Origin of the sequence: Pantoea sp. ACRSC, from assembly GCF_022346785.1 — a bacterium.
GTDB classification, from domain to species: Bacteria; Pseudomonadota; Gammaproteobacteria; order Enterobacterales; family Enterobacteriaceae; genus Pantoea; species Pantoea alvi.
In genome coordinates, this window is the sequence record NZ_JAKRNN010000026.1 from 28,694 (window position 1) to 54,279 (window position 25,586).

Here is a 25,586-nt window from a genome sequence, read left to right on the forward strand (position 1 = left end):
GCTGCTTTCTCGCCGCTTTTGCAGCATAGCGGATACTCAAACCAGACATCGGGTGAAAGGAGTGGCATATGCAACGCTTTACCGTAGGAGATTATCTGCTGACGCGTCTGCAGGAAATGGGCGTCGGCCATCTGTTTGGCGTGCCGGGCGACTATAACCTGCAGTTTCTTGATCGGGTGATTGCCCATCGCGATATCGGCTGGGTAGGCTGCGCCAACGAACTCAACGCCGCCTACGCCGCAGACGGCTACGCCCGCTGTCGCGGCGCGGCGGCGTTGCTGACCACCTTCGGCGTCGGCGAGCTGAGCGCCATCAACGGCACTGCCGGCAGCTTCGCCGAATATCTGCCGGTGATCCATATTGTGGGCGCGCCCGCCAGCGGGGCGCAAAAGCGCGGCGACTGCGTACACCATTCGCTAGGGGATGGCGATTTCCGTCACTTTCTGCGCATGGCGGGCGAAGTCAGCGCGGCGACGGCGCAGCTCAGCGCGGGCAACGCCGCGGCGGAAATCGATCGGGTGCTGGCCACCGCGATGCGTGAAAAGCGGCCGGGCTACCTGATGCTGGCGGTTGATGTCGCCGAGGCTGAGGTGGCGCCGCCCGCCGCGCCGCTTGACGCTGCGCCGGGATCCAGCGAGCAGGCGCGCCGCGCGTTTCGCGCCGCCGCCGAACAGCTGCTGGCGCCGGCGCGCCGGGTCGCGCTGCTGGCGGACTTTCTCGCCGGACGCTGGCAGCAGCAGGCGGCGCTGGCGCAGCTGCGGCGGCTGCGCGCCGTTCCCTGCGCCACGCTGCTGATGGGCAAAGGCGTGCTGGACGAGCGCCAGCCTGGCTACGTCGGCACCTATGCCGCAGCGGGCAGCGAGCCCGGCATCTGCGAGCTGATTGAGCAGACCGACGTCACTGTCTGCGTCGGCGTGCGCTTCAACGATACCCTGACGGCGGGCTTTACCCAAAACTTTGCCGCTTCGCAGCTGATCGATCTGCAGCCTTTCGCCGCCAGCGTTGCGGGCGAGCGCTTTGCGCCGCTCAACATGGCGGATGCGCTGGGCGAGCTGGAGGCGCTGTTTGCGCGCTACGGCGCAGGCTGGGCGCTGGCGCCGCAGCCGCAGCCGGTCGAAACCGCGGATGCGCGCGCCGATATCAGCCAGAGCGCCTTCTGGCAGGCGATGCAGCGCTTTCTCCAGCCGGGCGACATTATCCTCGCCGATCAGGGCACCGCCGCCTTTGGCGCGGCGGCGCTGCGCTTGCCGTCCGGCGCACAGCTGCTGGTGCAGCCGCTCTGGGGCTCTATTGGCTATACTCTTCCGGCAGCCTTCGGCGCGCAGACCGCCGCGCCTGCGCAGCGGGTGATCCTGATTACCGGCGACGGCTCGGCTCAGCTGACGATCCAGGAGCTGGGCTCGATGCTGCGCGACCGGCAAACGCCGATTATTTTCCTGTTGAACAATGAGGGCTATACGGTGGAGCGCGCCATCCACGGCGCGACGCAGCGGTATAATGATATTGCGCAGTGGAACTGGACCGCGCTGCCGCAGGCGCTTTGTCTGCATGGGCAGGCGCAGAGCTGGCGCGTCACCGAATGCGTGCAGCTGGAAGAGGTGATGGCGCGTCTGCAGGCGCCCGACTACCTGACGCTGGTCGAGGTCGTGATGCCCAAAGACGATCTGCCGCCGCTGTTGCACAAGGTGACGGCTTGCCTGGCGCAGCGCAACGGAGGATAAGATTCGGAGTGTTGCCGCTGTCAAGCGGCTTGCCGGACGGGTAGGCTGTGCTCACCACCTTCAACGCTCCTCTTTTGTCACGGCGAGCGTTGTTGTTTTACCGGCAGACTTTTATAGTGTCCTGCATCTTAGGGACCCCAAGCGGAGCAACAAAAGAATGACAACTTATGCCCTGGTCGGCGACGTCGGCGGCACCAACGCCCGACTCGCCCTGTGTGAGGTGGAAACCGGCAGCATCTCCCAGGCCCAAACATTCTCAACATCAGATTATGACAGCCTCGAAGCCGTCATCCGCCACTATCTTGGCGAGCAGCTGCAGAACGTTAAAGACGGCTGCATTGCCATTGCTTGCCCTATCACGGAAGACTGGGTCGAAATGACCAACCATGACTGGGCTTTTTCCACCAGCAAAATGAAAGCCAGCCTTGGCTTCGATCATCTGGAAATCATTAACGACTTCACCGCCGTTTCGATGGCGATCCCGATGCTGAAGGCTGAGCACGTGATTCAGTTCGGCGGCGGCGAGCCGGTGAAGGATAAGCCTATCGCAATTTACGGCGCGGGCACCGGGCTGGGCGTCAGCCATCTGGTGCATGTCGATCGCCGCTGGGTCAGCCTGCCGGGCGAGGGCGGCCACGTCGACTTCGCCGCCAACAGCGATGAGGAGGATTTGATCCTGGAGGTGCTGCGCGCTGAGCTGGGCCACGTCTCCGCGGAGCGCGTGCTCTCCGGCGCCGGTCTGGTGAATCTCTATCGTGCCATTGTGAAGGCGGATAACCGCGTACCGGAAAATCTCAAGCCAAAGGATGTCTCTGAGCGTGCACTCGCCGACAGCTGCACCGACTGCCGTCGCGCGCTGTCGCTGTTCTGCGTGATTATGGGGCGTTTCGGCGGCAACCTGGCGCTGAATCTCGGCACCTTCGGCGGCGTCTATATCGCGGGCGGCATCGTGCCGCGCTTCCTGGAGTTCTTTAAGGCCTCGGGCTTCCGCGCCGCCTTTGAGGATAAAGGGCGCTTCCGCGACTACGTTTCCCGCATTCCGGTCTATATGATCACCCACGATCAGCCCGGCCTGCTGGGCGCTGGCGCGCATCTGCGACAGACGCTGGGGCGGATCCTGTAACCCCTTCTGAAAACGGCCTGCGGGCCGTTTTTTATCGCCCTTACGCCTGTTTATCTACAGGCGCATCAGCTCGCGAAAACGCTTTGCCTTGCTGCGGCTGACCGGCACCTGAAACGCCAAATCGCGCAGCCTGAGCAGGTAGGTATTGTTAAACCAGGGTTCAATCTCGGAGATTTTGCTCAGGTTCACGCAGTAGGAGCGATGACAGCGGAAAAAACGCTGCTCCGGCAAACGGGCGCAGAACTCGCTGATGCTCATCGACATCACATAGGCCTCGCGCCGCGTATAGACAAAAGTTAGCTTCTCATGCGCCTCCACGTAATAGATATCATCAATATCCGTCACGATAATGCGATCGTCTTTCACCAGATTCACCGTGTGCGGGCCATCGGCGATCGGCGCCTGCGCCACGCTCTGCTGCTGCCCGGCGGCTTCCAGCTTGTTGAGCATGGTGACGATGCGCGCCTCGTGATAGGGCTTGAGAATATAGTCGAAGGCTTCCAGCTCAAAAGCCTCTACCGCATGCTCTTTCCAGGCGGTGATAAACACAATCAGCGGCCGCTGCGCGAACTGACGAATATTCTGCGCCAGCAGCATGCCGTCCAGCGACGGAATATTGATATCAAGAAAGATGACGTCGACGCGGTGCTGCTGCAGATACTTCAGCACCTCCAGCCCGTCGTCAAAGCAGGCCTCGATTTCGATCTTGCTGTGCTGCTGGATCATCCAGCTCAGCTCCTGCTGCGCCAGAAATTCATCTTCGACAATAATGGCTTTCATTACACGCTCTCCGCGACGGCAGGCGGCGGCTCGGTCAGCAGCTGTCCGCTCTTGCTCAGGGTAAAGGCGATTTCGGTGCCGGGCTGCAGCCGGGTAATCTCGAGCCCCTGGCCGGTCAGCAGTTTGACGCGGTGATGCACATTCAGCAGGCCGATCTTATTGCCCGGCATCTCATTATTCGCCACGCGGCGCATCACCTCGTCGCTGATGCCCGGCCCGGTATCGCGCACGGCGATACGCACCCGGTCGCCATACGCCTTAACGCTCAGCGTCACCACGCCTTTGCCGCGGCAGGGCTGAATGCCGTGTACAATGGCGTTCTCCACCAGCGGCTGGATCAGCAGGCTGGGCAGCGAGAAGTGAAGATCGTCGTCAATGTCATAGATCATTGACAGTTTGTCGCCGAAGCGCGCCTGTTCGATGGCGATATAATCTTTTACCTGCCACAGCTCGCGTTTGATATCGATCGTCTCGTCGTCGTTCAGCTCAAGGTTGTAGCGCAAATAACGGGAGAGATTGATCACCAGCTGCCGCGCCGTATCGGGATTCAGGCGAATAGAGGAGTTAATAGCGTTTAGCGCGTTAAACAGAAAATGGGGATTAATTTTGCTCTGCAGCGCGCGCAGTTCCGCTTTATTTGCCATTTCACGCAGCTGCTCAGCGCGCGACACCTCAAGCTGGGTTGAGATCAGCTGCGACAGGCCGATCGCCATCTCTTTCAGCGAGCCGGTAATGCGGTGCGCGCGGCGGTAGTAAATCTTCAGGGTGCCGGTAACCCTTCCTTGCTCCCGTAGCGGAATAACGATCATCGAGTGAATATCCCGGGTGCGATGCGCCTCATCGTTGTTTTTAATGATGATTTTTCCCGTGGCCATCGCCTGCGCGGTGGTGGGGCTGATGCCGTCGTCGCCGTTCTGGTAGTTCTGCTCGCCGTAGCCGACGTAGGCGAGAATATGGGTTTTATTGGTAATGGCAACGGCGTCAGCGTTGATATCGTTACAGATAATTGCGCAGATGCGGCGCAGCGAGTCGCTGTTGACGTCGCGGAACAGCGGCAGCGTTTTGTTGGCAATATCCAGCGCCAGCTTGGCCTGACGCGCCGCAATCGCCTCTTTCTCGCCTTCGACGCTCTGCACCAGCAGCACAATCAGACCGATGCTTGAGGCGCCGAGGATCATCGGCAGCGCAATCTCCGACACAATCGCCAGCCCAAGGGATATCGGCTTTGCCCACAGCACAATCAGCAGCATGGTAAGGCTCTCGCACAGCATGCCGCCGATGATGCCGACGCGCCAGCGCTGCGCTTTCGGCACGCGGCGGTTGATGGCACCGGCCACGCAGCCCGCGATAATGCTGGTAATCAGGCAGGGCACCGAGGTGACGCCGTGGATATCGATAAGAAAGCGGTGCAGGCCGGCGATAACGCCGGTGGTGATGCCGACCCAGGGACCGAACAGAATGCCGCCGGCCATCACTGCGATCACCCGCACGTTCAGCAGCGAGCCGTCGACGTGAATGCCCGACCAGGTGCTGAAGAGGGCAAACAGCGAGAAAATGGCGATAACGGCGGCTTTCTCCAGCGGCGCATGTTCATCTTTTTGCAGCAGCTGGCGGAAAAGCTGGGTTCGGGTCAGGAAGAAAAGGCAGATCAGCATCAGGGCGGCGCGGTCAAACACCGCCAGCAGCATATCGAAGTGAGAGATCACAGCCAGCCTTCAGGTCATAACAGGGAGAGGCCTATGATAAAAAATGTGATCGCGATACGCCAGTCTGCAAAAAGAGTGAGCGCTTCCTTCATGTTGTGGATCAATTTTCACGGCTGAAATGGTAAAAAGGGGAAACCTGAGTAGCAAAACAGGGAAGGTTTTTCGCCGACCGCAGGCTGGCGAGCCGATAGCGTTTTTATTCCGACAGCCCTTATGGCTATCCTCACCGGGAGCAGTTCATGCAGTTAATCACGCCGCGCCTTACCCTCACCACCCTAAAGCCCGAAGACTGGCTGCTGTTTCGCGCCGTGCATGAAGACGCGGCCACCATGACCTGGGTTAGCGAAATACCTGACGAGGCGGATTTGCGCCAGCGCTTCAGCGAGCGTCTGGCGCCCTGGCAGGTCAGCAGTTTTCATATGCTGTGCGTGGTGGCGCGCCTGCGCGACAGCGGCGAACCGATCGGCCTGTTCGGCTGCAGCCCGGAGTGGCAACATCGCCAGGCAGAGGTCGGCTATATGCTGCTGCATCGATTCTGCGGCAAGGGATACGGCAGTGAGGCGCTGGCCGCGCTGAGCGACTTTCTGCTGACGGCAGGTTTCCATAAGCTCAAGGCGATGGTGGTAGAAGGAAATGTGGCATCGCGCCGTATTCTGGAGAAGAATGGCTATGAGCTTGAGGGTACTTTGCGGGATAATTATCTGCTAAATGGCGAATGGGTGAACGATTGGGTGTTTGGTCGCCTGAATCCGGAAAATTAAAAAAATTTTATTCTCCTCTCGACAGCGCGGCGATCGCCGCGTTATGGTCTTTTTTCGGTCACAGCAGTGACCTGCGTCGCTCGGACGGTCCGGGCGCTTACGTATTCAAGAGGACATTATGGCTGACAACAGCACACCCCGTCGTTTCTCGCGTATCGATCGCCTTCCCCCCTATGTGTTTAACATTACCGCTGAGTTGAAGATGGCTGCGCGTCGGCGCGGCGAAGATATCATCGACCTCTCGATGGGGAATCCCGACGGCCCGACGCCGCCGCATATCGTGGAAAAACTCTGCCAGGTGGCGCAGCGCGAAGATACGCACGGCTACTCCACCTCGCGCGGCATTCCGCGCCTGCGCCGCGCCATTTCGCGCTGGTACGCCGAGCGCTATCAGGTCGAGATCGATCCTGAGTCGGAAGCTATCGTCACCATCGGCTCGAAAGAGGGGCTGGCGCACCTGATGCTGGCGACGCTCGATCACGGCGATACGGTGCTGGTGCCGAACCCCAGCTACCCGATTCATATCTACGGCGCGGTGATCGCCGGCGCGCAGGTGCGTTCGGTGCCGCTGGTGGCGGGCGTCGATTTCTTCGCCGAGCTGGAGCGGGCCATCCGCGAAAGCTATCCAAAGCCAAAAATGATGATCCTCGGCTTTCCTTCTAACCCTACTGCGCAGTGCGTCGAACTGGACTTTTTCGAGCGGGTTATCGCGCTGGCGAAACAGTACAACGTGCTGGTGGTTCACGATCTCGCCTACGCCGATATCGTCTATGACGGCTGGAAAGCGCCTTCGATTATGCAGGTGCCCGGCGCCCGCGACGTGGCGGTGGAGTTTTTCACGCTGTCAAAAAGCTACAATATGGCGGGCTGGCGCATCGGTTTTATGGTGGGCAACAAAGAGCTGGTCGCCGCGCTGGCACGCATCAAGAGCTATCACGACTACGGCACCTTTACGCCGCTGCAGGTGGCGGCTATCGCCGCGCTGGAGGGCGATCAGCAGTGCGTGCGCGACATCGCCGAGCAGTACAAGCGTCGTCGCGATGTGCTGGTGAAAGGGCTGCATGAGGCGGGCTGGATGGTGGAAAATCCCAGGGCCTCAATGTACGTCTGGGCAAAAATCCCCGATCGCTACGCCGATCTCGGCTCGCTGGAGTTCGCCAAAAAGCTGCTGCAGGAGGCGAAGGTTTGCGTCTCGCCCGGCATCGGCTTCGGCGAGTATGGCGATACCCACGTGCGTTTCGCGCTGATTGAAAACAGCGATCGTATCCGACAGGCGGTGCGGGGGATTAAAGCGATGTTTCGCGCGGACGGCATCTTGCCGGGCAGCGTAAAAGCAGTAGAAGAAGCGGAGTAAAGCAGTGCGGGGCGACAGCGCTGTCGCCCCTGGCTTAGGCTACAGCATCAGCACAAATGTGCCGAGCCAAAGCAGCGCAAAGAAAGAGATTCCCATCAAGGCGTATTTCACAGACAACTCCTCTGAGCGGTTACGACGATAGCGATCCCAGGCCAGCGCAACGCGAACAGAATGAGAAAAACGCATCAGGTCATCATCGCCTCAGGCATTTTCTCAGGTCGTTCTGAGTAACTCAGAACAGGATCGAACGCTAATTTACGCGTAATCGATCCTAAAATAAATAGCACCAGCGTGTGAGATGTATCACATTTTTACTCTGCTTCAATCTCCGGGATCGCCGACATTCCAACCCTCAACTGCGAGAGGTCAGGCTGGTTCGTATCCAGCACGATTTTCACCGGGAGGCGCTGGACGACCTTAGTATAGTTACCAGTCGCATTATCGGGTGAAATCGCTGAAAACGTTGCGCCGGTCGCCGGGGCGATGCTGTCGACATGGCCGGTGAAATGCTTGCCCGGCAGCGCATCGATGGCGATCTGCACCCGCTGTCCTGGACGCACGTCGCTGAGCTGCGTCTCAAGATAGTTCGCCGTGACATAGGTCTGCTGCAGCGGCACCACCGCCAGCAGCCGCGTCCCGGCAGAGACGTATGCGCCGACGCGCGCCGCGCGCTGGCCCACCATGCCGTCCACCGGCGCGACGATGCGCGTATAGGAGAGATTCAGGCGCGCCTGATCCACACTTGCCTGCGCCGCCGCCACATCCGCCTGCGCCTGACGCACCGCCGCCTGCAGCACGCCGGTCTCTTTTATCGCGGAAGCCAACGCAGCCTGGCTCTGGCGCACCGTTGCCGCGGCGGAGCGCTGGGTTGAGCTGGCCTTTTGCTGGTCGTCTGCGGCGATAATGCCGCTTTTATAGAGTCGGTTATAGCGGTCGGCGTTCTGGCCGGCATACTGCGCGGTCGCCTGGCTGGCCGCCAGGGTCGCCTTTGACTGCTCGATAGCCGACTGCTGCTGCTCAAGCTGCGCCTTGCTGCTGAGCAGTTTCGCCTGGCTGACCTGCAGATCCGCCTCGGCGCTCTCCAGCGCCACGCGATAGTCGCGATCGTCCAGCGTCGCCAGCACCTCACCCGCTTTCACCTGCTGGTTATCCTGCACCTTCACCTCGGCGATATAGCCCGAAACCTTGGGCGCCACCAGCGTGTAGTCGGCGTTGACGTAAGCGTCGGTGGTGCGGTGATCGTTGTCGGTCATGGCTGACCAGATAAAAAATGCGATGGCCAGCAGCACCAGCAGCAGCAGGCTCAGCAGCACGGTTTTTCTCATTACTAAAGCACGCATAATCTTATTTTCTCGATGTCGAAGAAGCAGGTTGAATCAGGGTTTGCGGCGGCCAGACGCGCTTCGGCAGCCAGCCGGTTAGCAGCAGCAGCAGCGCGGCGAAGGCAATCAGCATCAGCCAGCTGTCGCTCAGGCTGAGTACGGTGGCCTGATGCTTAACCAGCGTGGCGAAGCCGCTCAGGTTTTCGCTGCTGCTGACGCTGCCGTCCATAAGCAGCGGCCGACTGGCGCTGGCCTCCGCGCTGCTGGGCGCGCTCATCAGCCAGGGGCGGCTGGCGGCCTGATCCAGCAAAATATTGGAGTGGATCTTTTCGCGGTGGCTGAGGAACACCTCTACCAGCACCGAGGCCGCGACGCTGGAAAAGCCGCGCACGGTATTAAACATCGCCGAGGCGAAGGGGCCTTCCGGCGGCGCTACCACGCTGGTGGCGCTCATCAGAATCGGCAGGATCACCATCGGCTGGCCGAACGCCTGCAGTATTTGCAGCGTCCAGAAGTTCTGGCGCGCCCAGTCGCTGGTGATCTGCGCGCCGAGCAGACAGGCGGCGATCAGCAGCGCGACGCCCACCGCCAGCACCCAGCGACAGTCGATCCAGCGGATATTCAGCAGCGCGGCGACCAGCGGCGCGATCAGCAGCTGCGGCAGGCCAACGGTCAACGCCAGCGGCGCAAACTGCAGGGTGCGGAAGCCCTCTACCTGGCCAAAGTAGGCGGAGGGCAGCGCCGAGCCGGAGAGCGAGACGATCAGCACGGTTGCCAGCGCCAGCAGGCCATGCGTCAGATTGCGGCGCGACAGCATCTGCAGCCGAAACAGCGGCAGCGGGTGAAACCATTCGTTAATCAGAAATACCAGCAGCAGCGGCGCGGCGGCGAGCAGCATAGCGGCGATCAGCGGCGAGTCGAACCAGTCCAGACGCTCGCCCTGGGTGAGCCCCAGCACCAGCAGCGCCATACCGCTGCAGCCGGTGAGCATGCCGAACAGGTCAATCTGCTTAAAACGCTCCAGGCGCAGCGGATCCTGCGGCAGGCCCCAGCCGAACAGCAGCATGGCGATAAGCATCAGCGGCACCACCTGCCAGAATACAAACATCCAGCTGACGTCATCGGTCCAGAAGGCCGCCAGCGAGGCGGCCATATTCGGGCCGAAGGTCGCCGTCAGCGCATAGCCGCCCAGACCGTAGAGCTTGAGCGGCGGCGGCAGAAAGCGCAGCGCCACCGTCATTAGCATCGGCGGCAGTGCGCCGCCGAACAGCCCCTGCACTACGCGCAGGGCGATAAAGCTGCCGGGCGAGGGGGCCAGCGGCAGCAGGATGCCGCACAGCATAAAGCCGGTCGACACCGTCAGCGAAAAACGGCGCAGCGAGAAGGTGACGGCAAACCAGGGCGCAATCATCATTGCCGCGACTTCGGCGGCCTGGTAGGCAGAGACGATCCAGCTCCCCTGGTCATAGCTGACGCCAATAGCGGCGCGAATATCCGCCAGCGCGATATCGGTAACGCGATCGTTAAGGCCCGAAGTCAGGGCGGCGATAAGCACGCCGACCAGTCCCAGCGCAAGGCGAAGCGTAAAGGGTTGCGGCGTCGGCGCAGCGGCAGGCTGAGCGTTCATAGCAGGTTTCTCATTATTATGATGCAGTGTATTGCGATGTGATACAGGGTGCGATCTTACATTTCGATATGCTGTATTGCAATGTGGTACATGCTGTAAATCGTGCCTTTTTCGCGTTAGAGTAAGGCAGCTGAAAAGGACGACTCATGGCAAAACTTCCATCCAGCCGCGAGGATGAAAAATCGGGCGGTATCCAGGTCATCGCCCGCGCGGCAAAAATTCTTAACGCGCTGGGAGAACATCCCGGCGGCATGAGCCTGGGCGAAATCGCGCAGGCGGTGGATCTGCCGCGCTCCACGGTGCAGCGCATCGTCGCCGCGCTCGACAACGCCCAGCTGGTGCGCAGCAGCGGCGCAGGCGGTTTGCGGCTCGGCCCGGCGCTGCTGAAACTGATCTCCAGCGTGCATACCGACGTCGTCGATCTGATGCGGCCCAAGCTGGAGGCGCTCTGCGCGGCAACCAATGAAACCGTTTCGCTGTCGCGCGCCAGCGGCACGCAGCTGACTATCATTCACCACGTCGTAGCGTCGCGCGAACTGCGCGTGGTGCCGCGCATGGGGCTGAACCTGCCGCTCTACAGTACCTCGGGCGGCCGCGCGCTGCTGGCACTGGAGTGCGACGAGGATGTGCGGGTTATAGTTGGCGAAGCCTGGCGCGAGCTAACGGATAAAACGGTCAAAACGCTGCCGCAGCTGATGGCGCTGATCCATGAGGTGCGTAAAACCGGCATCTCTTACGATCGCGGCGAAACGCTTGAAGGCATCTCCACCATGGCGGTGGCGCTGGATACGCTGTTCGGCCGCTTCTCTGTCTCTCTGCTGGTGCCTACGTCGCGTTTTCAAAAAAATGAAGAGGCATACCGTGAAGAGATGCTCAGGTGCAAAGAGGCGCTGATACGTGAAATCGGCAAAACCGCCGCTGTTGAAGGATAAACTCTGATGAAAACACTGCTGATGGCTGTTGATAATTCGCCGGTTGCCCAAAAGGTGATTGCGACGGCAATTGATGAGGCACTGGCGCACAAGGCGCAGGTTGTGGTGCTGTGCTGCGTCGATCCTGCTTACTCCTCCTGTAATCAGCCGATCGAGATTACCGCTGGCGAAGATCCAGAAGATTTTGCCGTGGCAAAAGATGAACAGAATACCGCCGAGCTGGTGGTGCGACACGCGCTGGCGCCGCTGCTGCGCGCCGGCGTCGACGCGCGCGGGCTAATCGTCGCGGGTGAAGCGGCGGATACCATCGTCGCCCAGTCGCAGCAGCTTAACGCGCAGATGATCATTATGGGGCGTCGCCATCTCTCCTCTTTTAATCGCCTGCTGAAGGGCTCGGTAAGCGCGGCGGTGATCGAGCGCGCCCACTGCCCGGTATTAATCGACGTTCGAAAGGATTGAGCAACTTCGCATGACCTCGCTGTGGATCGTCACGCTGGCCGCCTTCGCGCTGCTGGCGTTTATCATCGTCGTTCTGATTAAAACTACCCGTCTGCGCGCCTGGCAGGGCGTGCTGCTTTTCCTGCTGCCGCTGCTGCTGGCAAACCTGCTCTGGTTTAGCTGGCTGAAGCCGCAGCAGCAGCAGGCGGCGCAGCAGCAGGCGGCGATTGATTATCTGGCGCAAACGCCGGGCTATCGCGTACTGCAAACGCAGGAGCCTGCGCTTTGGCAGCTGCTGGTGCAGGAGATGCAGCTCAGGCTGCGCCGCGGCGAAACGCCGCAGCAGGCAACGGGCGAGCTGCGCGGCTGGCTGGCCGACCTGATCAATCAGCGGCTGATGCGCGCGCCGGATGCGGCGGTGGTTAACTATATTCGCGTCTCGGTCAGTGCGATGCAGGCCCTGGGGCAGCGCGATCCCCGGCTCTGCTTCCGTTTTCTTTATCCGCAGGTGAATGGTGGGGTTAATCTGACGAAGACGCTGTCGCCGACGCTTAACGCGCAGGAGGCGGCGGCGATGGAGCAGCTGCTGCTGTCGAGCCGCGGCGGCGATTTGCCGGTGGATCAGCCGCAGGCGCAGCAGGATTTGCAGCGCATCGTGGCGGCGCTCTATAAGAAGTGGGGCGATAAACTGCAGCAGCTGAATATGCCTGCCGATACGGCGGTCGATCGCTCATCAATGTGCGCGATGTCAGTGGATCTCTACAGCGCGATCCTCGCATTGCCGGACAAACAGGCCGCCAATCTGTTGCGTAGAATGGTGGCTCTCTCTGGCTGACAGACGAAAAAATGCCCGCTTAGCACGGGCATAAAATCAATCTGAATGTCTTCTTAAGTATCACCTGGTGTGGTGCAGACGCTGTTTTGTCTGAAGGCATCATCTCACCCTTTTGGTGATAGAGATAACCGTTTGGTAGTATCACTTTAATCGGTAAAAACTTAGATTTGTGGCATCAAGTCGGGCAGTTTTCCGATAGGCGACGCCCGCGCGGCGGCTTAAACTGCTGCGGCAATAAGAGGAAGAAAGAAAAAATGAAATCAATTATCGCCAGCGCGATGGCGCTGTTATTGCTGACCGGCTGTAGCGTCAGCAAACCCGGAGGCTTTGAACGCGTTGATGAAGATCCGAGCGCAAATACCGTACAGTACCGTTACGATCCGCAGAAATTAAACAGAGATGCGATGGAGCTGGATCTGGCGAATTATTGCGGCAGCAAAGGATTTGATAAAGTTGAATCGCTGACGCCGAAAGACAGCTATATTCCAGGACTGAAAACCAGCTGGTTCCAGTGTAACTATGCGCTGAAAAGCTAATATTGCTTAATAATAAACTGGGCGGGTAATATCCCGCCCTTTTTTTATTGTTTGCTGTGTGAAATCTTTGCCCTTAGCGGTGATGATGATGCCAGCCATGCCCGCCGCCGTGATGCCAGCCGCCGCCATGACCTCTGTCGATAATGCACCCGCTAAGCATAGAGATAACGGCAAAAACGGTGGCAACTTTAACGATTTTTTTCAAACAAAGTTCTCCTCTTTTCCGATAGGTACGACATTACGCCGGAATAGTGGAGTGATGATGCAGCGAATGTAGAGTTATTTAGAGAGATATTACGGAATATTTCAGAGCCAGCGATTGCCAGAGTCTTATTTAATAAGCCTATCGGAACAGGCTGAATAAAAGAGATTATCGGCAAGATAATTCTGAAAAGCAAGCGCGGCGTTTTTACCCGTCGCGACGAATTCAGGCTAAAGTATGCTGATGCGAAATAAAAAGGAGCGATAATGAAGCCCGAAGTCAAAAATGTACTGGCGCTGCAGGCGGAGCTGGGGGAGTGCCCCACCTGGTCGGCGCGCGAACAGGTGCTGTGGTGCGTGGATATCCTGGCGCCCGCGATTCACCGCTTCGATCCGCGCAGCGGCGCGCTGGAGACTTTTCCGCAGCAGGAAGAGGTGGGCTGTATCGGCCTGCGTGAGCAGGGCGGGCTGATTGCGGCGCTGCGCAGCGGCGTCTGGCTGCTGGATGAGCAGGGCAGGCCAGAGCGTAAGATTGCCGACAATCCGGGCGAAGCGGCAAAAAGCCGCTTTAACGACGGGCGCGTCGATCCCTGGGGTAATTTCTGGTGCGGCAGCCTGTGGGAGCCGCAGGATAAGAATGGTGGGCTGCTGTGCCGCGTCACGCCCTCGCTGTCGCTGGAGGTAAAAGCGCGCGACATCATGATCTCCAATGGCGTCGCCTTTTCACCCGACCGCCGCTGGATGTACCACAGCGATACGCCGAATGAAGTGCTCTACCGCTATCCGCTGGATGAAAAGGGCGAGCCGGGCGCGCGGGAAATCTTCCGCCAGTTTGACGCCGCAGGCGGTTTGCCGGACGGCGCCGCTGTCGACAGCGAAGGTTTTTACTGGTCAGCACAGTTTGACGGCGGACGTGTGGTGCGCATCGATCCCGCCAGCGCGGAAATTGTTGATGAGATTGCGCTGCCGGTGCGCTGGCCGACCATGGTCGCCTTTGGCGGTCCCGATCTGAAAACGCTCTATATCACCAGCTCGCGTGAGGATCGCACCGAGGAGGAGCTGGCGCGCTATCCGCAGTCGGGCGATATTTTTGCCGTAGAGGTGGAGGTAGCGGGGATCGCCGAGCCCTGTTTTCCAGGCTAACAGGGTGCCGGAATAATTAAGGCGCACCTCATCGCTGAGGTGCGCCTTTTTTCGGGCCAGCGCGCCGGCTGGCGCATTAACCCCCGCTGCGCTGCAGCTGTTGCCCGGCAAGCGGCTGGCGCTCCGGCAGGCGAATGATCAGCGACAGCAGCAGCGACATCACCAGCAGCGTCATAATCAGGCTAAAGGTAACGGTAAAGCCGCCAAACAGTGACGCCACCAGCGAGCCGAGTACGCTGCCGATACCGAAGCCGAGATAGAGCAGGCCATAGTTTTTCGTCAGGTTGTTGAGGCCGAAGAAATCGCTCACCAGCGACGGGAAGACGGTAATGGTGCCGCCGAAGCTGAAGGCGACGCAGGCGATAGAGAGAAAGAAGGTAGTTTCATTCATGCGGGTAAACAGCAGGATACTCATGCCCGCCAGCGAAACGATCTGCGCCAGCGAAATCACCCGAATGCGGGCCATTTTATCGGACAGCACGCCCAGCACCAGCCGACCGCTGAGGTTGGCGATAGCGATAATGGTGACGGCGTTGGCCGCCGTTTGTGTGCTGAGATGCACCAGGCCTTCGCCAATATCTTTCGCCACGCCGATGACATAGAGGCCGCTCATGCAGGCGGTCAGGAACATCATCGCCAGCATCCAGTATTGCGGCAGCCGCACCGACTCAGCCAGGGTGTAGTCACGCGCCTGCTGGGCAACCGGCCCGGCTGCGCGCTGAACCGGCGCATCGCGCATCATCAGCGCACCGACCAGGATCATGCCCATTGCCATCAGTCCCCAGAGAATAAAGGTCTGCTCCAGGCCGACCGCCCCCAGCAGCGCGCCGCAGATAAACTTAAAGCCCAGGCTGCCGAGACCGTACGCGCCGATGGCGCAGGCTGAAATCACCCCTTTGCGCTCCGGGAACCACTTCACACAGTTTGACAGCGTCATCAGGTAGCCCGCGCCATCCGCCAGCCCGACCATAATGCCGGCACTGAGATAGAGCATCATCAGGTTGCTGGCGTGGGCCGTCAGCCAAAAGCCCAGCGCCATCAGAATGCCTGCGCCGATAGTGACCCGCCGCACGCCGAAACGCTCCTGTAATTTCCCCGCCAGCGAGGAGGCGACCGCCAGCCCCAGGCTTAACAGCCCAAAGGAAAAGGCGACCTGACTGACCGGCTCATCCAGTTTTGCGGCGAGCTGGCCGTTAAACAAACTCCAGGTGTAGACCGACCCCAGCGCGAACTGAGTAATGATGGTGCCGAATAATGTTAGCCAGCGGGTACGCTGGTAAGAGGGGGATATTGACTGGTTCATGATTTTTCTCTCCCGTTCGGGAATCTGGAAACTGTTGCCAGATTAAGCCGCCGCTACGCGCGTGCGAGACAAAAAGGCATGAACGGAAGGAAATGCGTCATGAAATGCCGCTCAGAAGGTATGAATAACAGCGCCTGTCGCTTCGTTAAACTGTGAATAATCCGGCAACCTGATAATCATTGGTTACAGCGGGTAAGCAGATGTGTCATACAGGGCGCTTCACCGGCAGGCTCACAGAATTTTTGCCAGGCTTATAGTTCACTAAACAGGAGGAAATATGAAAGACCGGGCATATGAATCCCTTAGCTGTGAGGATGAAGTTCGCTGCATCATCGGTCAGGCAGTGATTGAACTTAGCGATGAGCAGCAGCCAGTCACTAAATCGACGCTGGCATTGAAATTGCTCTCCATGGCCGACCAGGACACCGACGATGAGCGCGTGCTGCTTTACTGGATCGCGCGCAAGGCTATCAATCGCCCCCATCAACTAACCGCTATGCAGCGCCGGGCATAACGCTCACGCGGAACGGGCAGCAGCCCGCTCTTTGCTTTATGCCGTCACGCGCCGCCTGAAGGCAGGCAAGCGAGCAAACATCACCAGATTTCCCGCCAGGATCATGGTTAATCCCAGCAGCGCCCCGGCGTGCCACTGATACCCTTCATAAAGCGTAGATAACGCCAGCGCCACCAGCGGAAACAGCAGCGTGCTGTAGGCTGCCTGACTGGCGCCGATGCGTCCCACCAGCGTGAAGTAGGCACCAAAGCCAATGACGGAGCCGAATATAGCCAGATAACCGAGCGCGCCAAGCCATTGCAGGTTCCAGACCGGAGCGAGTGATTCCCCCCGTAGAAGAGTGAACAGGGCGATGGCCAGCGCACCGTAGAGCATGGCATAGCTGTTGGTGGTCAGCACATCCCGTTGCAGACGCTGATGGCGCAGGCTGATCATATTGCCCAGCGAAAACCCCAGCGTGCCCAGGGCGCTCAGACCCATGCCCCACAGCAGCGTGACGGAGGCTTCGCTGCTGTGCAGATCCTGCCAGAACAGGGCGATAATGCCGCCGATACCCAGCACGATAGCGGGCAACAGTCGGGCCGAGGGGCGCAGCCGAAAGAAAAACCAGCTGTTCAGGGCGTTATAGAGTACCGCCATAGAAAAAATCACCGACTCCAGCCCGCTGTTGATCCAGGCGGCAGCGTGATAAAAGCAGATAAAGTTGAAGCCAAAGACGCAGCAGCCCTGAAGCAGGCAAAAGAGGTGATCGCGCGCCGTCAGCCTGCGCAGACGTTTCAGCGCTTTTAAGGCAATCAGCATCACCAGCGACGCCACGATAAACCGCCAGAATACCGCTGCGCCGACGCTGCCGCCGCTTGCCGCCTGCTGCGCATAGATCGCAATCCAGGTTGTGCCCCAAATAATCACCACGGAAAGATACAAAAACAGATTCATCCTACGCCTCCTGTTGATTCAGCGCTCAGTGTCGTGCTTCCTGGAGCGTGCCGCTTGCACCGGCCTGCGCTGCACTTGCATATTCTTGCGCTTTTTTTTCCACGGTGGCGGATAAGACTGTTCTCGCGGCGCGGCTCTTTTTAAACTGGCATGCCGCCATCAGGAGATCGCCCGTGAACTACCAGACCTTTGATATGCTGCAACGCCATAAAGCCCAGCTGCGTCATCACGCCCGGCTTAACCACGGCATTCAGCTGGCGCACTGGTTTAACAGCGGCGATCGCGTCACCAACCTCAGCAATCACCATACCCTGAGCCTCTATATCGCTGACGGCTATGATACCTGGCATAAAACGCCCTATGGCTGGCGTAACGGCGGCGGGCCGGATCGCTTCTGCCTGATGCCCGCCGGTACGGAATCCACCTGGGATTTGCGTGCCGATCTCTCGTTTGTACACCTTTACTGCACCGAAGCGCATTTGCGCCAGATGGCAGAAGAGATATGGGATCGCAGCCCGGCGCAGCTGCAGCTGCACGAGAAGGTGTTTGCCAGCGACGACCGCATTACTCAGCTCTACCGCCATTTTCTGCTGAGCTGCGACTGGCAACAGCCTGCCAGCCAGCTGATACTCAGCAGCGCCTCAACGCTGCTGATGACCCATCTGTTGCAGCATTACAGTGATGTGCAGTGGCGTGCGCCGCGGGTGCGCGGAGGGCTTGCGCCCGTTGTGCTGCGCAACCTGCTGGATTTTATTGAGGCTCATCTCGATCAGCCGCTGACCCTGGCGCAGCTGAGCCAGCAGGCGGCGCTGAGCGAATTTCACTTTGCGCGTATGTTTCGCCACTCGGTGGGCGAAGCGCCGCATCAGTATGTGATGCGCCGCCGGATGCTGCGGGCGAAGGCGATGCTGGCTGATGACTCGCTGTCGTTAACGGCGATCGCCCTGAGCTGCGGGTTCTCCTCACCCAGCCACTTCACTAATCGCTTCAGGCAGATGCATGGCATGTCGCCTTCCCTGTGGCGCAGCAATTCCCCATCCAGCGGTGCAGACGAAGGTTAATCGCGGGCTGCTTCAACACTATTTACCCCTTCCTGCTATTGCCACGATAGCGGGTAACAGGGATCGCGCGGGTGTGAATTCAGCAAAGCGGGCTGGCGCTGCCTGAGCTGAGCGCCTGCCGGCTACGGCGAAAATCATTCAGGGAGGCGGGGCGCATCAGATTATTTCTCTCCGCTTCAGGAGCCTGCTGAAATATGAGCAACCCCTGAAACCGGTCGCCGTTTTCATGCTGCAACAGCCCATGCCTGCCGAGTGGAAATATGCGATAGAGGATGAATTAAAAGGCGCTGGCCTGGTGTGCCAGGGATCCCCCTTTATGCCAGAAGAGAAAGTGATGCCAGGCCATCTCCGGCGGCAGCAATTGTTTACTCACATTCATTCCAAATAAATAAACTGCCGTCCGTTCTGCCCGGCCTGATGAGAAGAGAGGATGCCGCCGCAGATAATATCTCTCTGCAGAGCGATCGGCGGAAGGTGTCATTATTTTGCTCGCGGGATATAAGAATTTTCCACACGAAAATTCTGTGATCTATTAACGGCGATGTTTAATGGTGATCGGTAAGATGACGATCTGTGTAGCGGGGTGGTTTTATATTTTTGCAATTAAAATCAATGGTTAGCAATTAAATTTTTAGGGTATCATTAAACGCTTCTTGCTGAAAAATATCTATAGAAATAGTGAAGAAATTAGCGGGACTAACCAGTATTTTCTGTCAAAAAAAGAGATTAAGCAGCACAAATAATTAAGAATATCCTAGTTGAATATCGTCGAACTTTATATTTGATCGCGGGCGGTAAATTGCTCTATTATCTCGCTCGCACAAATAAATATCTGATACCACACAGCGATTAAACGAGGGAAAGAATAATGGCTGATAGTTTCCAGAACGAGGTGCCAAAGGCACGTATTAACCTGAAGCTTGATCTGCATACAGGAGGTGAAAATAAGAAAACCGAATTACCGTTAAAGTTACTGGTCGCGGGCGATTTCAGCCACGGTCAGGAAACGGCGCCGCTGTCAGAAAGAAAAAAAGTGAACGTAAATAAGAATAATTTTAACAGCGTGCTTTCTGAATATTCCCCAAAAGTTAATCTCACTATTAAAAATACGCTGGCCAACGACGGCAGTGAAGAAAATATCAGCCTGACTTTCCAGGATTTAAAAGATTTCTCCCCCGAACAGGTGGCGCGCCAGATCCCGCAGCTGAAAGCCATGCTGGCGATGCGCAATTTGCTGCGCGATTTAAAAGCCAATCTGCTGGATAACCAGGCTTTCCGAAAAGAGCTGGAAAAAATTCTGCTCGACCCGGCATTAAGTGCTGAGCTGCGCAATGAGCTCTCTGCGCTGGCACCCAAGTCTTAATCGCATCAATAACTTAAATGGATTAGAGGAATGCTCATGACTGTTCAAAACGAAGGTCTGGCTGGAAGCGAGAGCGTGGTGCAGGAACGTTCTGAAGCGGACGGCGTTTATGCCTCCCTGTTTAGAAAGATCAATTTAAACCCGGTTTCTCAACTGAGCGCGCTGGATATCTGGCAGGACAACCAGGCGATGTCGGATGCCACGGCGGATGAGCGTCTTACCGCCGGCATGCAGGTGTTTCTGGAGTGCCTGAGCAAAGCGGGAGCAAGGGTTGACAAGCTCGACAAATCTCTGATTGATCACCATATTTCCGAGCTGGATCGCCAGATTAGCCGCCAGCTCGATGCGGTGATGCACCATGAAGATTTTCAGGCGGTAGAGTCCCTCTGGCGCGGGGTGAAATCGCTGGTGGATAAAACCGATTTCCGCCAGAACGTGAAAATCGAGCTGCTGGATATGTCGAAAGACGATCTGCGCCGCGACTTTGAGGACAGCCCGGAGATTATCCAGAGCGGCCTCTATCTGCAGACCTACATCGCCGAATATGACACCCCGGGCGGAGAGCCGATTGCCGCGCTGATTTCCGCCTACGAATTTGACGCCTCGGCGCAGGACGTTGCCCTGCTGCGCAATATTTCAAAAGTCTCTGCCGCCGCGCATATGCCGTTTATCGGCTCGGCCGGCCCGAAATTCTTCCTGAAAGAGAGCATGGAAGAGGTGGCGGCCATCAAGGATATCGGCAACTACTTCGACCGCGCCGAATATATCAAGTGGAAATCCTTCCGCGAGACGGATGACGCCCGCTATATCGGGCTGGTGATGCCGCGCGTGCTGGGCCGTCTGCCCTACGGCCCCGACACCGTGCCGGTGCGCAGCTTTAACTACGTGGAAGAGGTGAAAGGCCCGGACCACAACAAATACCTCTGGACCAACGCCTCATTCGCTTTTGCCGCCAACATGGTGCGCAGCTTTATCAACAACGGCTGGTGCGTGCAGATCCGTGGGCCGCAGGCGGGCGGCGCCGTGCAGGATCTGCCGATCCATCTGTATGACCTGGGAACCGGCAATCAGGTGAAGATCCCGTCTGAGGTGATGATCCCGGAAACCCGGGAATTTGAATTCGCCAGCCTGGGCTTTATCCCCCTGTCGTACTACAAAAACCGGGATTACGCCTGCTTCTTCTCGGCCAACTCGGCGCAGAAGCCGGCCCTGTATGACACGGCGGATGCCACGGCCAACAGCCGCATCAACGCGCGTCTGCCCTATATCTTCCTGCTGTCGCGCATCGCGCACTACCTGAAGCTGATCCAGCGTGAAAACATCGGTACCACCAAAGATCGTCGCCTGCTGGAGCTGGAGCTGAATACCTGGGTACGCACGCTGGTAACGGAAATGACCGATCCCGGCGATGAGCTGCAGGCTTCACACCCGCTGCGCGACGCAAAAGTGGTGGTGGAAGATATCGAGGATAACCCGGGCTTCTTCCGCGTGAAGCTGTACGCGATCCCGCACTTCCAGGTAGAGGGAATGGACGTCAACCTGTCGCTGGTTTCCCAGATGCCGAAGGCGAAAGCGTAACGTAAGGCAGGAAGCCGATGAAAACGGAACAACCGTTATGGGGCAGGGGCGTTATGGTCTCTCCCCAACACTTCCAGCAACAGGTCGCGTATGCGGCCTGGTCTGCCGAAGGTATCGCCCGGATGGGGTTATCCCAGCCCTGGGGGGTGATAAATGTCGCTTTCGAAGCGGAAACGCTGAAGCTGGGCCGCCTGCAGGCCCGTCATCTGCACCTCCGTTTTTCCGACGGGACGCTTATCGACACAGATAATGCTGACGAACTGCCGCCGGTGCTGGCGCTTGAGGGTGAATCACCGGAGGTAGTCGTGGTTCTGGCCCTTCCGCTGCTGCGGGCGAATGGCGGTAACTGCCTTAAACCCGATGAGGTGGCCGATCGTCCCGTGCGCTATCGCCAGCGCTGGCGCGATGTTCGCAATATGTTCGGAGATGATACCCGCCAGATTGCGGTGATACAGCCAGAGCTGACGCTGCGGTTTGCCCATCAGAACAACAGCGATTACCTGACCTGTCCGGTTGCCCGCCTGCAGCAGGATTCGCAGGGGGCGTGGCAATTTGATGAGACCTTTCTTCCCCCGCTTCTGACCATACAGGGCAGCCGCTGGCTCACCACCCAGCTTGAACAGCTGATGACCCAGCTACGCGCACGTCTGAGTCGCCTGATGGCGATGCGTCGGGAGAGTAACGAGCGGATGGCCGATTTTGCCGTGGCCGACGTCTCCCTGTTCTGGCTGCTCAATGCCCTGAACAGTGCTGAGCCCGTGCTCGGACAGTTTCAGCGCCACCCGCAAAGCCCGCCTGAGCGTCTCTATCCAGAGCTGGCCCGTCTGGCGGGCAGCCTGCTGACCTTCTCGCTGGAGCACCAGGTGATTGCTATTCCGGTCTGGCAGCATGAGCAGCTCAATAACGTCTTTCCGCCGCTGTTTGATCTACTGGGCGACCTGCTGGAGGCCAGCCTGCCGTCGCGGGTGGTGGCGATTGCGCTCGAACATGATGCCCGGCTGCACTTCTGGCAGGCTCGCCTGCATGACCCACGTCTGCGCGAAGGAGCCGACTACTACCTCTCCGTGCGTTCGCCGATGCCGGTGGCGCAGCTGCAGGAGCAGTTCCCGCGCCAGTGCAAGGTCGGCAGTCCCGATCATGTACGTAGCATCGTCAACTCCTCACGGGTGGGCGTTCCCCTGACGCCGCTGCGTCATGTGCCGGCAGCCATTCCGCTGCGTCTGGAAAACCAGTATTTCAGCCTCGATGTCTCGCATCCGCTGGCCACCGAAATGCTCCAGAGCGGCACCTGTATGTTTTACGTTCCGGGCATGCTCGGCGAGCCTGAACTTGAACTCTTTGCGGTACTGAGAACATGAGTGAGCCTAAACGCGGCGCTGCCGCGTCCATTGATATTGATGTTCTGCTGCAGGACACCTGGCTGCAGGCGATCAGCCTGCGTCACGGCCCGCAGTTTCAGGACGGCGAAGGCCGGCTGCTGTGGGAGTGCTGTATCGCCGATGTGGAGCGCGTGCAGTGCGAGCTGAAAGCGTGCGGGCTGGATGAGAACAGCTGCCGACACATCATGACCGCACAGTGTGCCCTGCTTGACGAGGCGGTTAAAGGCCGGGGCGTGGAGGATGATGCCTGCGTGCAGTGGTATGACATTCCGCTGCAGGGGTACTTCCTCGGCACCATGGACGCCGGCGATACGCTGTGCGACCGAATGCGTGATGTGCTGCGTGAACCGGCGCCTGACCTCGCTGTCGTGACCTGCTTTCAGCGGGTGATGATGCTGGGGTTTCTCGGCAGTTTCCGCTCTCTGAATGACCCGGAACGGCAGAAGCTGGTCAGCGCACTCAGTGAACATGTCACGCCGTTCAGTTATCCGCAGACCCACCCGGTCCTGGCGGAAAGTCGTGCCGGGCGGAGCATGGGCGGCTGGCTGGCATCCTGGCCCGTGCGTATTGGCCTGAGTGTGGGCGCCATCGCCGCACTCTGGTGGGGACTGGATCACTGGCTCGATCAGACGCTACAGACCCTGTTACCGGGAGCGGTGAAATGAGTTCTGCACAACAGCGCGGGCTGGCGCTGTGGGCCGCTCTGCTGAGCACAGTGGTCTGCCTCGGCTTCCTGCCGGTGACGCGCCTGGCAGCGGTCATCATTCTGCTGCTGATGCTGGGATTGATTGCGGCATTATGGTTTGCGGCCAGCCGCCGCGCGGAGCATGAACCGACCCTGAAGCTGGATGACCTGCCTGAAGCTGCTTATCGCCAGCCAGTGGTGCTGGTCTGTGGTGATCTGCCCCAGGCCTGGCCGCAGGCATCACAGGTGCTGACGGTGACGCAGGGGTGCTGGATCCGGGTAGAAGAGCATCAGGATCTGCAGCAGGTTGCCCGCCAGGTGCTGTGGCTGCGCCCTGACTGGGGACGTCAGCTGTCGGTGATGGTCAGCGTCTGCCCGCAGAAGCATGGTGATGCAGAGGCACTCACCAGCCGTCTGCTGGCCCTGCGCTGGCAAATCAGTCAGCTGCGAAAAGAAACCGGGCACAGCGTACCGCTGGTGCTTAACGGTCAGACCGGTAGTGCGATGGTGAACGCTATGCTCTGGCAGGCCGCCCTGCCGGGAGAAGGTATTAGCGTATGGCGCGAGTCTTCCGCCCCCAGCTCGATTGCGGCGTGGGTCACCACCGGCGGGGCCATGGCCATGCAGCAGCAGGTACTGATGAACAGCCTGATGACCTGGTTCCATGCTCATGTTAAAGCCGTATTTATGGATGAGGATCCCGATATCCCGGCTGTTGCGCCTGCCGTAGTGCTGTGGGGCATCGGGCCCATCCTCGCCGGAAGTCTGGCTTCCTCTCTCTGGACCGCCTGGCTCTCGCACCACACTGCCATGCAGCAGGTGGCGGGCTGGCAGCCGGTGGGCACTGACAGCACGGTAATGTCACCGTTTCCGGACTTTGTGTTGCCGCTGCTGCCAAAAGGGCAGGGTTTAACAGCGCGTGGCCGGGCCTGGCGTTGTGCGCTGGGACTCTTCACGCTGGCGGCCATCGCTGCCCTGCTCAGCAGTGGCTGGAATAACCGCCAGCTGCTGCACCGGGTGAGCTTCGATATCGTCCGTTACGACCGTATTTCCATGAACGACTACGGCGCGAAAGCCGATGCGGTTGCGGTGCTGCGCGAGGATGCGGCGCTGCTGGATGACCATGCGCGCAACGGTGTACCGGCCCGAATGAGTCTCGGTTTGTATCAGGGCGAGCGCCTGCGCATGCCGGTGCTGGATGCAATCCGCTCTTATGTGCCACCACCACCACCTCCATCGCCGCCAAAACCTCAACCTGCACCGAAGCCGGCGCCGGAAATTATCCGCCTCGACAGCATGTCGCTGTTCGACTCCGGCAAATCAGTCCTGAAGGCCGGCTCCACCAGAATGCTGGTCAACTCCCTGGTTGGCATCAAGGCGAAGCCGGGCTGGCTGATTGTGGTGGCCGGACACACCGACAACACCGGCAGCGCCGCACTGAACCAGACGCTCTCCCTCAGGCGTGCCGAAGCGGTGCGCAACTGGATGCGGGACACCGGCGACGTGCCGGAGAGCTGTTTCGCGGTGCAGGGCTACGGCGCAGGCCGGCCGGTGGCAACCAACGACACGGCGGAGGGCCGCGCGCTCAACCGCCGCGTTGAAATCAGTCTGGTACCGCAGGCGGATGCCTGTCAGATACCGGGCCAACCCTCAGCGTCATCCCGGGACGATGGCGCTTCACAACACAAAGGAGAGTAATTCCATGGCAATTCCTGTTTATCTCTGGCTGAAAGACGACGGCGGCGCGGACATCAAAGGGTCCGTGGACGTTCAGGATCGCGAAGGCAGCATCGAGGTGGTGGCTCAGTCGCATAACCTCTACATCCCGACCGACAACAACACCGGCAAGCTGACCGGCACCCGTATCCACACCCCGTTCCTGTTCACCAAGGAAACCGACTCCTCCAGCCCGTACCTGTACAAAGCGGTGACCACCGGTCAGACCCTGAAATCTGCGGAGTTCAAATGGTACAAAATCAACGACGCGGGCCAGGAGGTGGAGTACTTCAACACAAAACTGGAAAACGTGAAGGTAGTGAAGGTGAATCCGGTGATGCATGACGTCAAGGATCCGGCTTACGAGAAGCACAACCACCTTGAGCAGATCGAACTGCGTTACGAAAAAATCACCTGGACCTACAAAGACGGCAACATCATTCATTCCGACTCCTGGAACGAACGCGCCACCGCGTAAGTCAGCAGCGGACAGAGTCTCTCTGTCCGCGTTTTTATTTTTGCTGAACGTCTGCCCGCGCGGGCGTTGAGCAAAGAAATCCACAAACTGCCAG

25 protein-coding genes are annotated in these 25,586 nt (G+C 59.1%); 17 read left to right on the forward strand and 8 right to left on the reverse strand.

The window, feature by feature from the left end:
• Positions 1-68 precede the first annotated feature (68 nt).
• Together MHZ97_RS19570 and glk are read left to right on the forward strand one after the other, a co-directional pair.
• A complete protein-coding gene (locus MHZ97_RS19570; protein ID WP_239315482.1) occupies positions 69-1,721 on the forward strand; it encodes a thiamine pyrophosphate-binding protein in 1,653 nt (550 codons plus the stop codon).
• A gap of 157 nt (positions 1,722-1,878) precedes the next feature.
• Positions 1,879-2,844, forward strand: a complete 966-nt coding sequence (gene glk, locus MHZ97_RS19575; protein ID WP_033753641.1) for a glucokinase — start codon at positions 1,879-1,881, stop codon at positions 2,842-2,844.
• Positions 2,845-2,898: 54 nt separating this feature from the next.
• Here glk and MHZ97_RS19580 read toward each other — a convergent pair whose 3' ends face one another.
• A complete protein-coding gene (locus MHZ97_RS19580) occupies positions 2,899-3,624 on the reverse strand; it encodes a LytTR family DNA-binding domain-containing protein (protein WP_103794266.1) in 726 nt (241 codons plus the stop codon).
• Positions 3,624-5,312 carry a sensor histidine kinase gene (locus tag MHZ97_RS19585; protein WP_255729688.1) on the reverse strand — a complete coding sequence of 563 codons (1,689 nt, stop codon included), beginning with the start codon at positions 5,310-5,312 and terminating at the stop codon, positions 3,624-3,626. Before MHZ97_RS19585 ends, MHZ97_RS19580 begins: the two co-directional genes overlap by 1 nt.
• A gap of 257 nt (positions 5,313-5,569) precedes the next feature.
• Between MHZ97_RS19585 and MHZ97_RS19590 the strand changes: the two genes are divergently transcribed.
• Both MHZ97_RS19590 and alaC read left to right on the forward strand, forming a co-directional pair.
• Positions 5,570-6,091: a GNAT family N-acetyltransferase gene (locus MHZ97_RS19590; RefSeq protein WP_239315484.1), complete on the forward strand. Its 522-nt coding sequence runs from the start codon at positions 5,570-5,572 to the stop codon at positions 6,089-6,091.
• A 118-nt stretch (positions 6,092-6,209) separates the two neighbouring features.
• Entirely contained in the window at positions 6,210-7,445 is a 1,236-nt protein-coding gene (gene alaC / locus MHZ97_RS19595) for an alanine transaminase (RefSeq protein WP_103794264.1), read from the forward strand.
• Positions 7,446-7,484: 39 nt separating this feature from the next.
• On the opposite strand, the gene ypdK is transcribed toward alaC, so the two are convergent.
• The 3 genes from ypdK to MHZ97_RS19610 all read right to left on the reverse strand — a co-directional run bounded on the left by ypdK (position 7,485) and on the right by MHZ97_RS19610 (position 10,394).
• Positions 7,485-7,556, reverse strand: a complete 72-nt coding sequence (ypdK, locus tag MHZ97_RS19600; RefSeq protein WP_102990980.1) for a membrane protein YpdK — start codon at positions 7,554-7,556, stop codon at positions 7,485-7,487.
• 200 nt (positions 7,557-7,756) lie between these two features.
• Positions 7,757-8,785: an HlyD family secretion protein gene (locus tag MHZ97_RS19605; protein WP_239315485.1), complete on the reverse strand. Its 1,029-nt coding sequence runs from the start codon at positions 8,783-8,785 to the stop codon at positions 7,757-7,759.
• A 4-nt stretch (positions 8,786-8,789) separates the two neighbouring features.
• Complete coding sequence (locus MHZ97_RS19610) at positions 8,790-10,394, reverse strand: MFS transporter (RefSeq protein ID WP_103794262.1); 1,605 nt, start codon at positions 10,392-10,394, stop codon at positions 8,790-8,792.
• Between the two features lie 146 nt (positions 10,395-10,540).
• Here MHZ97_RS19610 and MHZ97_RS19615 point away from each other — a divergent pair, with 146 nt between their 5' ends.
• The 4 genes from MHZ97_RS19615 to MHZ97_RS19630 all read left to right on the forward strand — a co-directional run bounded on the left by MHZ97_RS19615 (position 10,541) and on the right by MHZ97_RS19630 (position 13,135).
• The gene (locus MHZ97_RS19615) at positions 10,541-11,326 is read left to right on the forward strand and encodes an IclR family transcriptional regulator (protein ID WP_103794261.1); all 786 of its coding nucleotides are present in this window, start codon (positions 10,541-10,543) and stop codon (positions 11,324-11,326) included.
• Between the two features lie 6 nt (positions 11,327-11,332).
• The gene (locus MHZ97_RS19620; RefSeq protein ID WP_103794260.1) at positions 11,333-11,785 is read left to right on the forward strand and encodes a universal stress protein; all 453 of its coding nucleotides are present in this window, start codon (positions 11,333-11,335) and stop codon (positions 11,783-11,785) included.
• A 10-nt stretch (positions 11,786-11,795) separates the two neighbouring features.
• Positions 11,796-12,599 carry a hypothetical protein gene (locus tag MHZ97_RS19625; RefSeq protein ID WP_103794259.1) on the forward strand — a complete coding sequence of 268 codons (804 nt, stop codon included), beginning with the start codon at positions 11,796-11,798 and terminating at the stop codon, positions 12,597-12,599.
• A 254-nt stretch (positions 12,600-12,853) separates the two neighbouring features.
• Positions 12,854-13,135: a hypothetical protein gene (locus tag MHZ97_RS19630; protein WP_103794258.1), complete on the forward strand. Its 282-nt coding sequence runs from the start codon at positions 12,854-12,856 to the stop codon at positions 13,133-13,135.
• A gap of 73 nt (positions 13,136-13,208) precedes the next feature.
• On the opposite strand, the gene MHZ97_RS22330 is transcribed toward MHZ97_RS19630, so the two are convergent.
• A complete protein-coding gene (locus tag MHZ97_RS22330; RefSeq protein WP_255729686.1) occupies positions 13,209-13,340 on the reverse strand; it encodes a hypothetical protein in 132 nt (43 codons plus the stop codon).
• Between the two features lie 263 nt (positions 13,341-13,603).
• Between MHZ97_RS22330 and MHZ97_RS19635 the strand changes: the two genes are divergently transcribed.
• Positions 13,604-14,479 (forward strand): SMP-30/gluconolactonase/LRE family protein, encoded by an 876-nt coding sequence (locus MHZ97_RS19635; RefSeq protein ID WP_239315486.1) that lies wholly within the window; start codon positions 13,604-13,606, stop codon positions 14,477-14,479.
• Positions 14,480-14,555: 76 nt separating this feature from the next.
• Here the strand turns inward: MHZ97_RS19635 and MHZ97_RS19640 are convergent, their stop codons facing one another.
• Positions 14,556-15,782, reverse strand: a complete 1,227-nt coding sequence (locus MHZ97_RS19640) for an MFS transporter (RefSeq protein WP_239315487.1) — start codon at positions 15,780-15,782, stop codon at positions 14,556-14,558.
• Positions 15,783-16,059: 277 nt separating this feature from the next.
• Here MHZ97_RS19640 and MHZ97_RS19645 point away from each other — a divergent pair, with 277 nt between their 5' ends.
• Positions 16,060-16,296, forward strand: coding sequence for a hypothetical protein (locus MHZ97_RS19645; protein WP_103794255.1), 237 nt, complete (start codon positions 16,060-16,062; stop codon positions 16,294-16,296).
• A gap of 36 nt (positions 16,297-16,332) precedes the next feature.
• Here MHZ97_RS19645 and MHZ97_RS19650 read toward each other — a convergent pair whose 3' ends face one another.
• Positions 16,333-17,232 carry a DMT family transporter gene (locus tag MHZ97_RS19650; protein WP_103794254.1) on the reverse strand — a complete coding sequence of 300 codons (900 nt, stop codon included), beginning with the start codon at positions 17,230-17,232 and terminating at the stop codon, positions 16,333-16,335.
• Positions 17,233-17,426: 194 nt separating this feature from the next.
• On the opposite strand from MHZ97_RS19650, the gene MHZ97_RS19655 reads away from it, so the two are divergent.
• The 7 genes from MHZ97_RS19655 to hcp all read left to right on the forward strand — a co-directional run bounded on the left by MHZ97_RS19655 (position 17,427) and on the right by hcp (position 25,492).
• On the forward strand, positions 17,427-18,293 hold the full coding sequence (locus MHZ97_RS19655; protein ID WP_239315499.1) for a helix-turn-helix domain-containing protein: 867 nt from the start codon (positions 17,427-17,429) through the stop codon (positions 18,291-18,293).
• An 868-nt stretch (positions 18,294-19,161) separates the two neighbouring features.
• Positions 19,162-19,656 carry a type VI secretion system contractile sheath small subunit gene (tssB, locus tag MHZ97_RS19660; RefSeq protein WP_239315488.1) on the forward strand — a complete coding sequence of 165 codons (495 nt, stop codon included), beginning with the start codon at positions 19,162-19,164 and terminating at the stop codon, positions 19,654-19,656.
• A gap of 30 nt (positions 19,657-19,686) precedes the next feature.
• Complete coding sequence (gene tssC, locus MHZ97_RS19665; protein WP_239315489.1) at positions 19,687-21,234, forward strand: type VI secretion system contractile sheath large subunit; 1,548 nt, start codon at positions 19,687-19,689, stop codon at positions 21,232-21,234.
• Positions 21,235-21,251: 17 nt separating this feature from the next.
• Entirely contained in the window at positions 21,252-22,592 is a 1,341-nt protein-coding gene (gene tssK / locus MHZ97_RS19670) for a type VI secretion system baseplate subunit TssK (protein WP_239315490.1), read from the forward strand.
• Complete coding sequence (gene tssL / locus MHZ97_RS19675; protein ID WP_239315491.1) at positions 22,589-23,278, forward strand: type VI secretion system protein TssL, short form; 690 nt, start codon at positions 22,589-22,591, stop codon at positions 23,276-23,278. The genes tssK and tssL overlap by 4 nt, the downstream gene beginning before the upstream one ends.
• Positions 23,275-24,996 (forward strand): OmpA family protein, encoded by a 1,722-nt coding sequence (locus MHZ97_RS19680; protein WP_239315492.1) that lies wholly within the window; start codon positions 23,275-23,277, stop codon positions 24,994-24,996. The genes tssL and MHZ97_RS19680 overlap by 4 nt, the downstream gene beginning before the upstream one ends.
• Positions 24,997-25,000: 4 nt before the next feature.
• The gene (gene hcp, locus MHZ97_RS19685) at positions 25,001-25,492 is read left to right on the forward strand and encodes a type VI secretion system effector Hcp (RefSeq protein WP_239315493.1); all 492 of its coding nucleotides are present in this window, start codon (positions 25,001-25,003) and stop codon (positions 25,490-25,492) included.
• The last annotated feature ends 94 nt before the right edge of the window (positions 25,493-25,586 follow it).

What these genes read in the sequence shown, in the direction of transcription:
- MHZ97_RS19570 (WP_239315482.1), top strand. Translation starts at nt 69, where the DNA reads ATGCAACGCTTTACCGTAGGAGATTATCTGCTGACGCGTCTGCAGGAA.
- glk (WP_033753641.1), top strand. Translation starts at nt 1,879, where the DNA reads ATGACAACTTATGCCCTGGTCGGCGACGTCGGCGGCACCAACGCCCGA.
- MHZ97_RS19580 (WP_103794266.1), bottom strand. Translation starts at nt 3,624, where the DNA reads ATGAAAGCCATTATTGTCGAAGATGAATTTCTGGCGCAGCAGGAGCTG.
- MHZ97_RS19585 (WP_255729688.1), bottom strand. Translation starts at nt 5,312, where the DNA reads ATGCTGCTGGCGGTGTTTGACCGCGCCGCCCTGATGCTGATCTGCCTT.
- MHZ97_RS19590 (WP_239315484.1), top strand. Translation starts at nt 5,570, where the DNA reads ATGCAGTTAATCACGCCGCGCCTTACCCTCACCACCCTAAAGCCCGAA.
- alaC (WP_103794264.1), top strand. Translation starts at nt 6,210, where the DNA reads ATGGCTGACAACAGCACACCCCGTCGTTTCTCGCGTATCGATCGCCTT.
- MHZ97_RS19605 (WP_239315485.1), bottom strand. Translation starts at nt 8,785, where the DNA reads ATGCGTGCTTTAGTAATGAGAAAAACCGTGCTGCTGAGCCTGCTGCTG.
- MHZ97_RS19610 (WP_103794262.1), bottom strand. Translation starts at nt 10,394, where the DNA reads ATGAACGCTCAGCCTGCCGCTGCGCCGACGCCGCAACCCTTTACGCTT.
- MHZ97_RS19615 (WP_103794261.1), top strand. Translation starts at nt 10,541, where the DNA reads ATGGCAAAACTTCCATCCAGCCGCGAGGATGAAAAATCGGGCGGTATC.
- MHZ97_RS19620 (WP_103794260.1), top strand. Translation starts at nt 11,333, where the DNA reads ATGAAAACACTGCTGATGGCTGTTGATAATTCGCCGGTTGCCCAAAAG.
- MHZ97_RS19625 (WP_103794259.1), top strand. Translation starts at nt 11,796, where the DNA reads ATGACCTCGCTGTGGATCGTCACGCTGGCCGCCTTCGCGCTGCTGGCG.
- MHZ97_RS19630 (WP_103794258.1), top strand. Translation starts at nt 12,854, where the DNA reads ATGAAATCAATTATCGCCAGCGCGATGGCGCTGTTATTGCTGACCGGC.
- MHZ97_RS19635 (WP_239315486.1), top strand. Translation starts at nt 13,604, where the DNA reads ATGAAGCCCGAAGTCAAAAATGTACTGGCGCTGCAGGCGGAGCTGGGG.
- MHZ97_RS19640 (WP_239315487.1), bottom strand. Translation starts at nt 15,782, where the DNA reads ATGAACCAGTCAATATCCCCCTCTTACCAGCGTACCCGCTGGCTAACA.
- MHZ97_RS19645 (WP_103794255.1), top strand. Translation starts at nt 16,060, where the DNA reads ATGAAAGACCGGGCATATGAATCCCTTAGCTGTGAGGATGAAGTTCGC.
- MHZ97_RS19650 (WP_103794254.1), bottom strand. Translation starts at nt 17,232, where the DNA reads ATGAATCTGTTTTTGTATCTTTCCGTGGTGATTATTTGGGGCACAACC.
- MHZ97_RS19655 (WP_239315499.1), top strand. Translation starts at nt 17,427, where the DNA reads ATGCTGCAACGCCATAAAGCCCAGCTGCGTCATCACGCCCGGCTTAAC.
- tssB (WP_239315488.1), top strand. Translation starts at nt 19,162, where the DNA reads ATGGCTGATAGTTTCCAGAACGAGGTGCCAAAGGCACGTATTAACCTG.
- tssC (WP_239315489.1), top strand. Translation starts at nt 19,687, where the DNA reads ATGCTCATGACTGTTCAAAACGAAGGTCTGGCTGGAAGCGAGAGCGTG.
- tssK (WP_239315490.1), top strand. Translation starts at nt 21,252, where the DNA reads ATGAAAACGGAACAACCGTTATGGGGCAGGGGCGTTATGGTCTCTCCC.
- tssL (WP_239315491.1), top strand. Translation starts at nt 22,589, where the DNA reads ATGAGTGAGCCTAAACGCGGCGCTGCCGCGTCCATTGATATTGATGTT.
- MHZ97_RS19680 (WP_239315492.1), top strand. Translation starts at nt 23,275, where the DNA reads ATGAGTTCTGCACAACAGCGCGGGCTGGCGCTGTGGGCCGCTCTGCTG.
- hcp (WP_239315493.1), top strand. Translation starts at nt 25,001, where the DNA reads ATGGCAATTCCTGTTTATCTCTGGCTGAAAGACGACGGCGGCGCGGAC.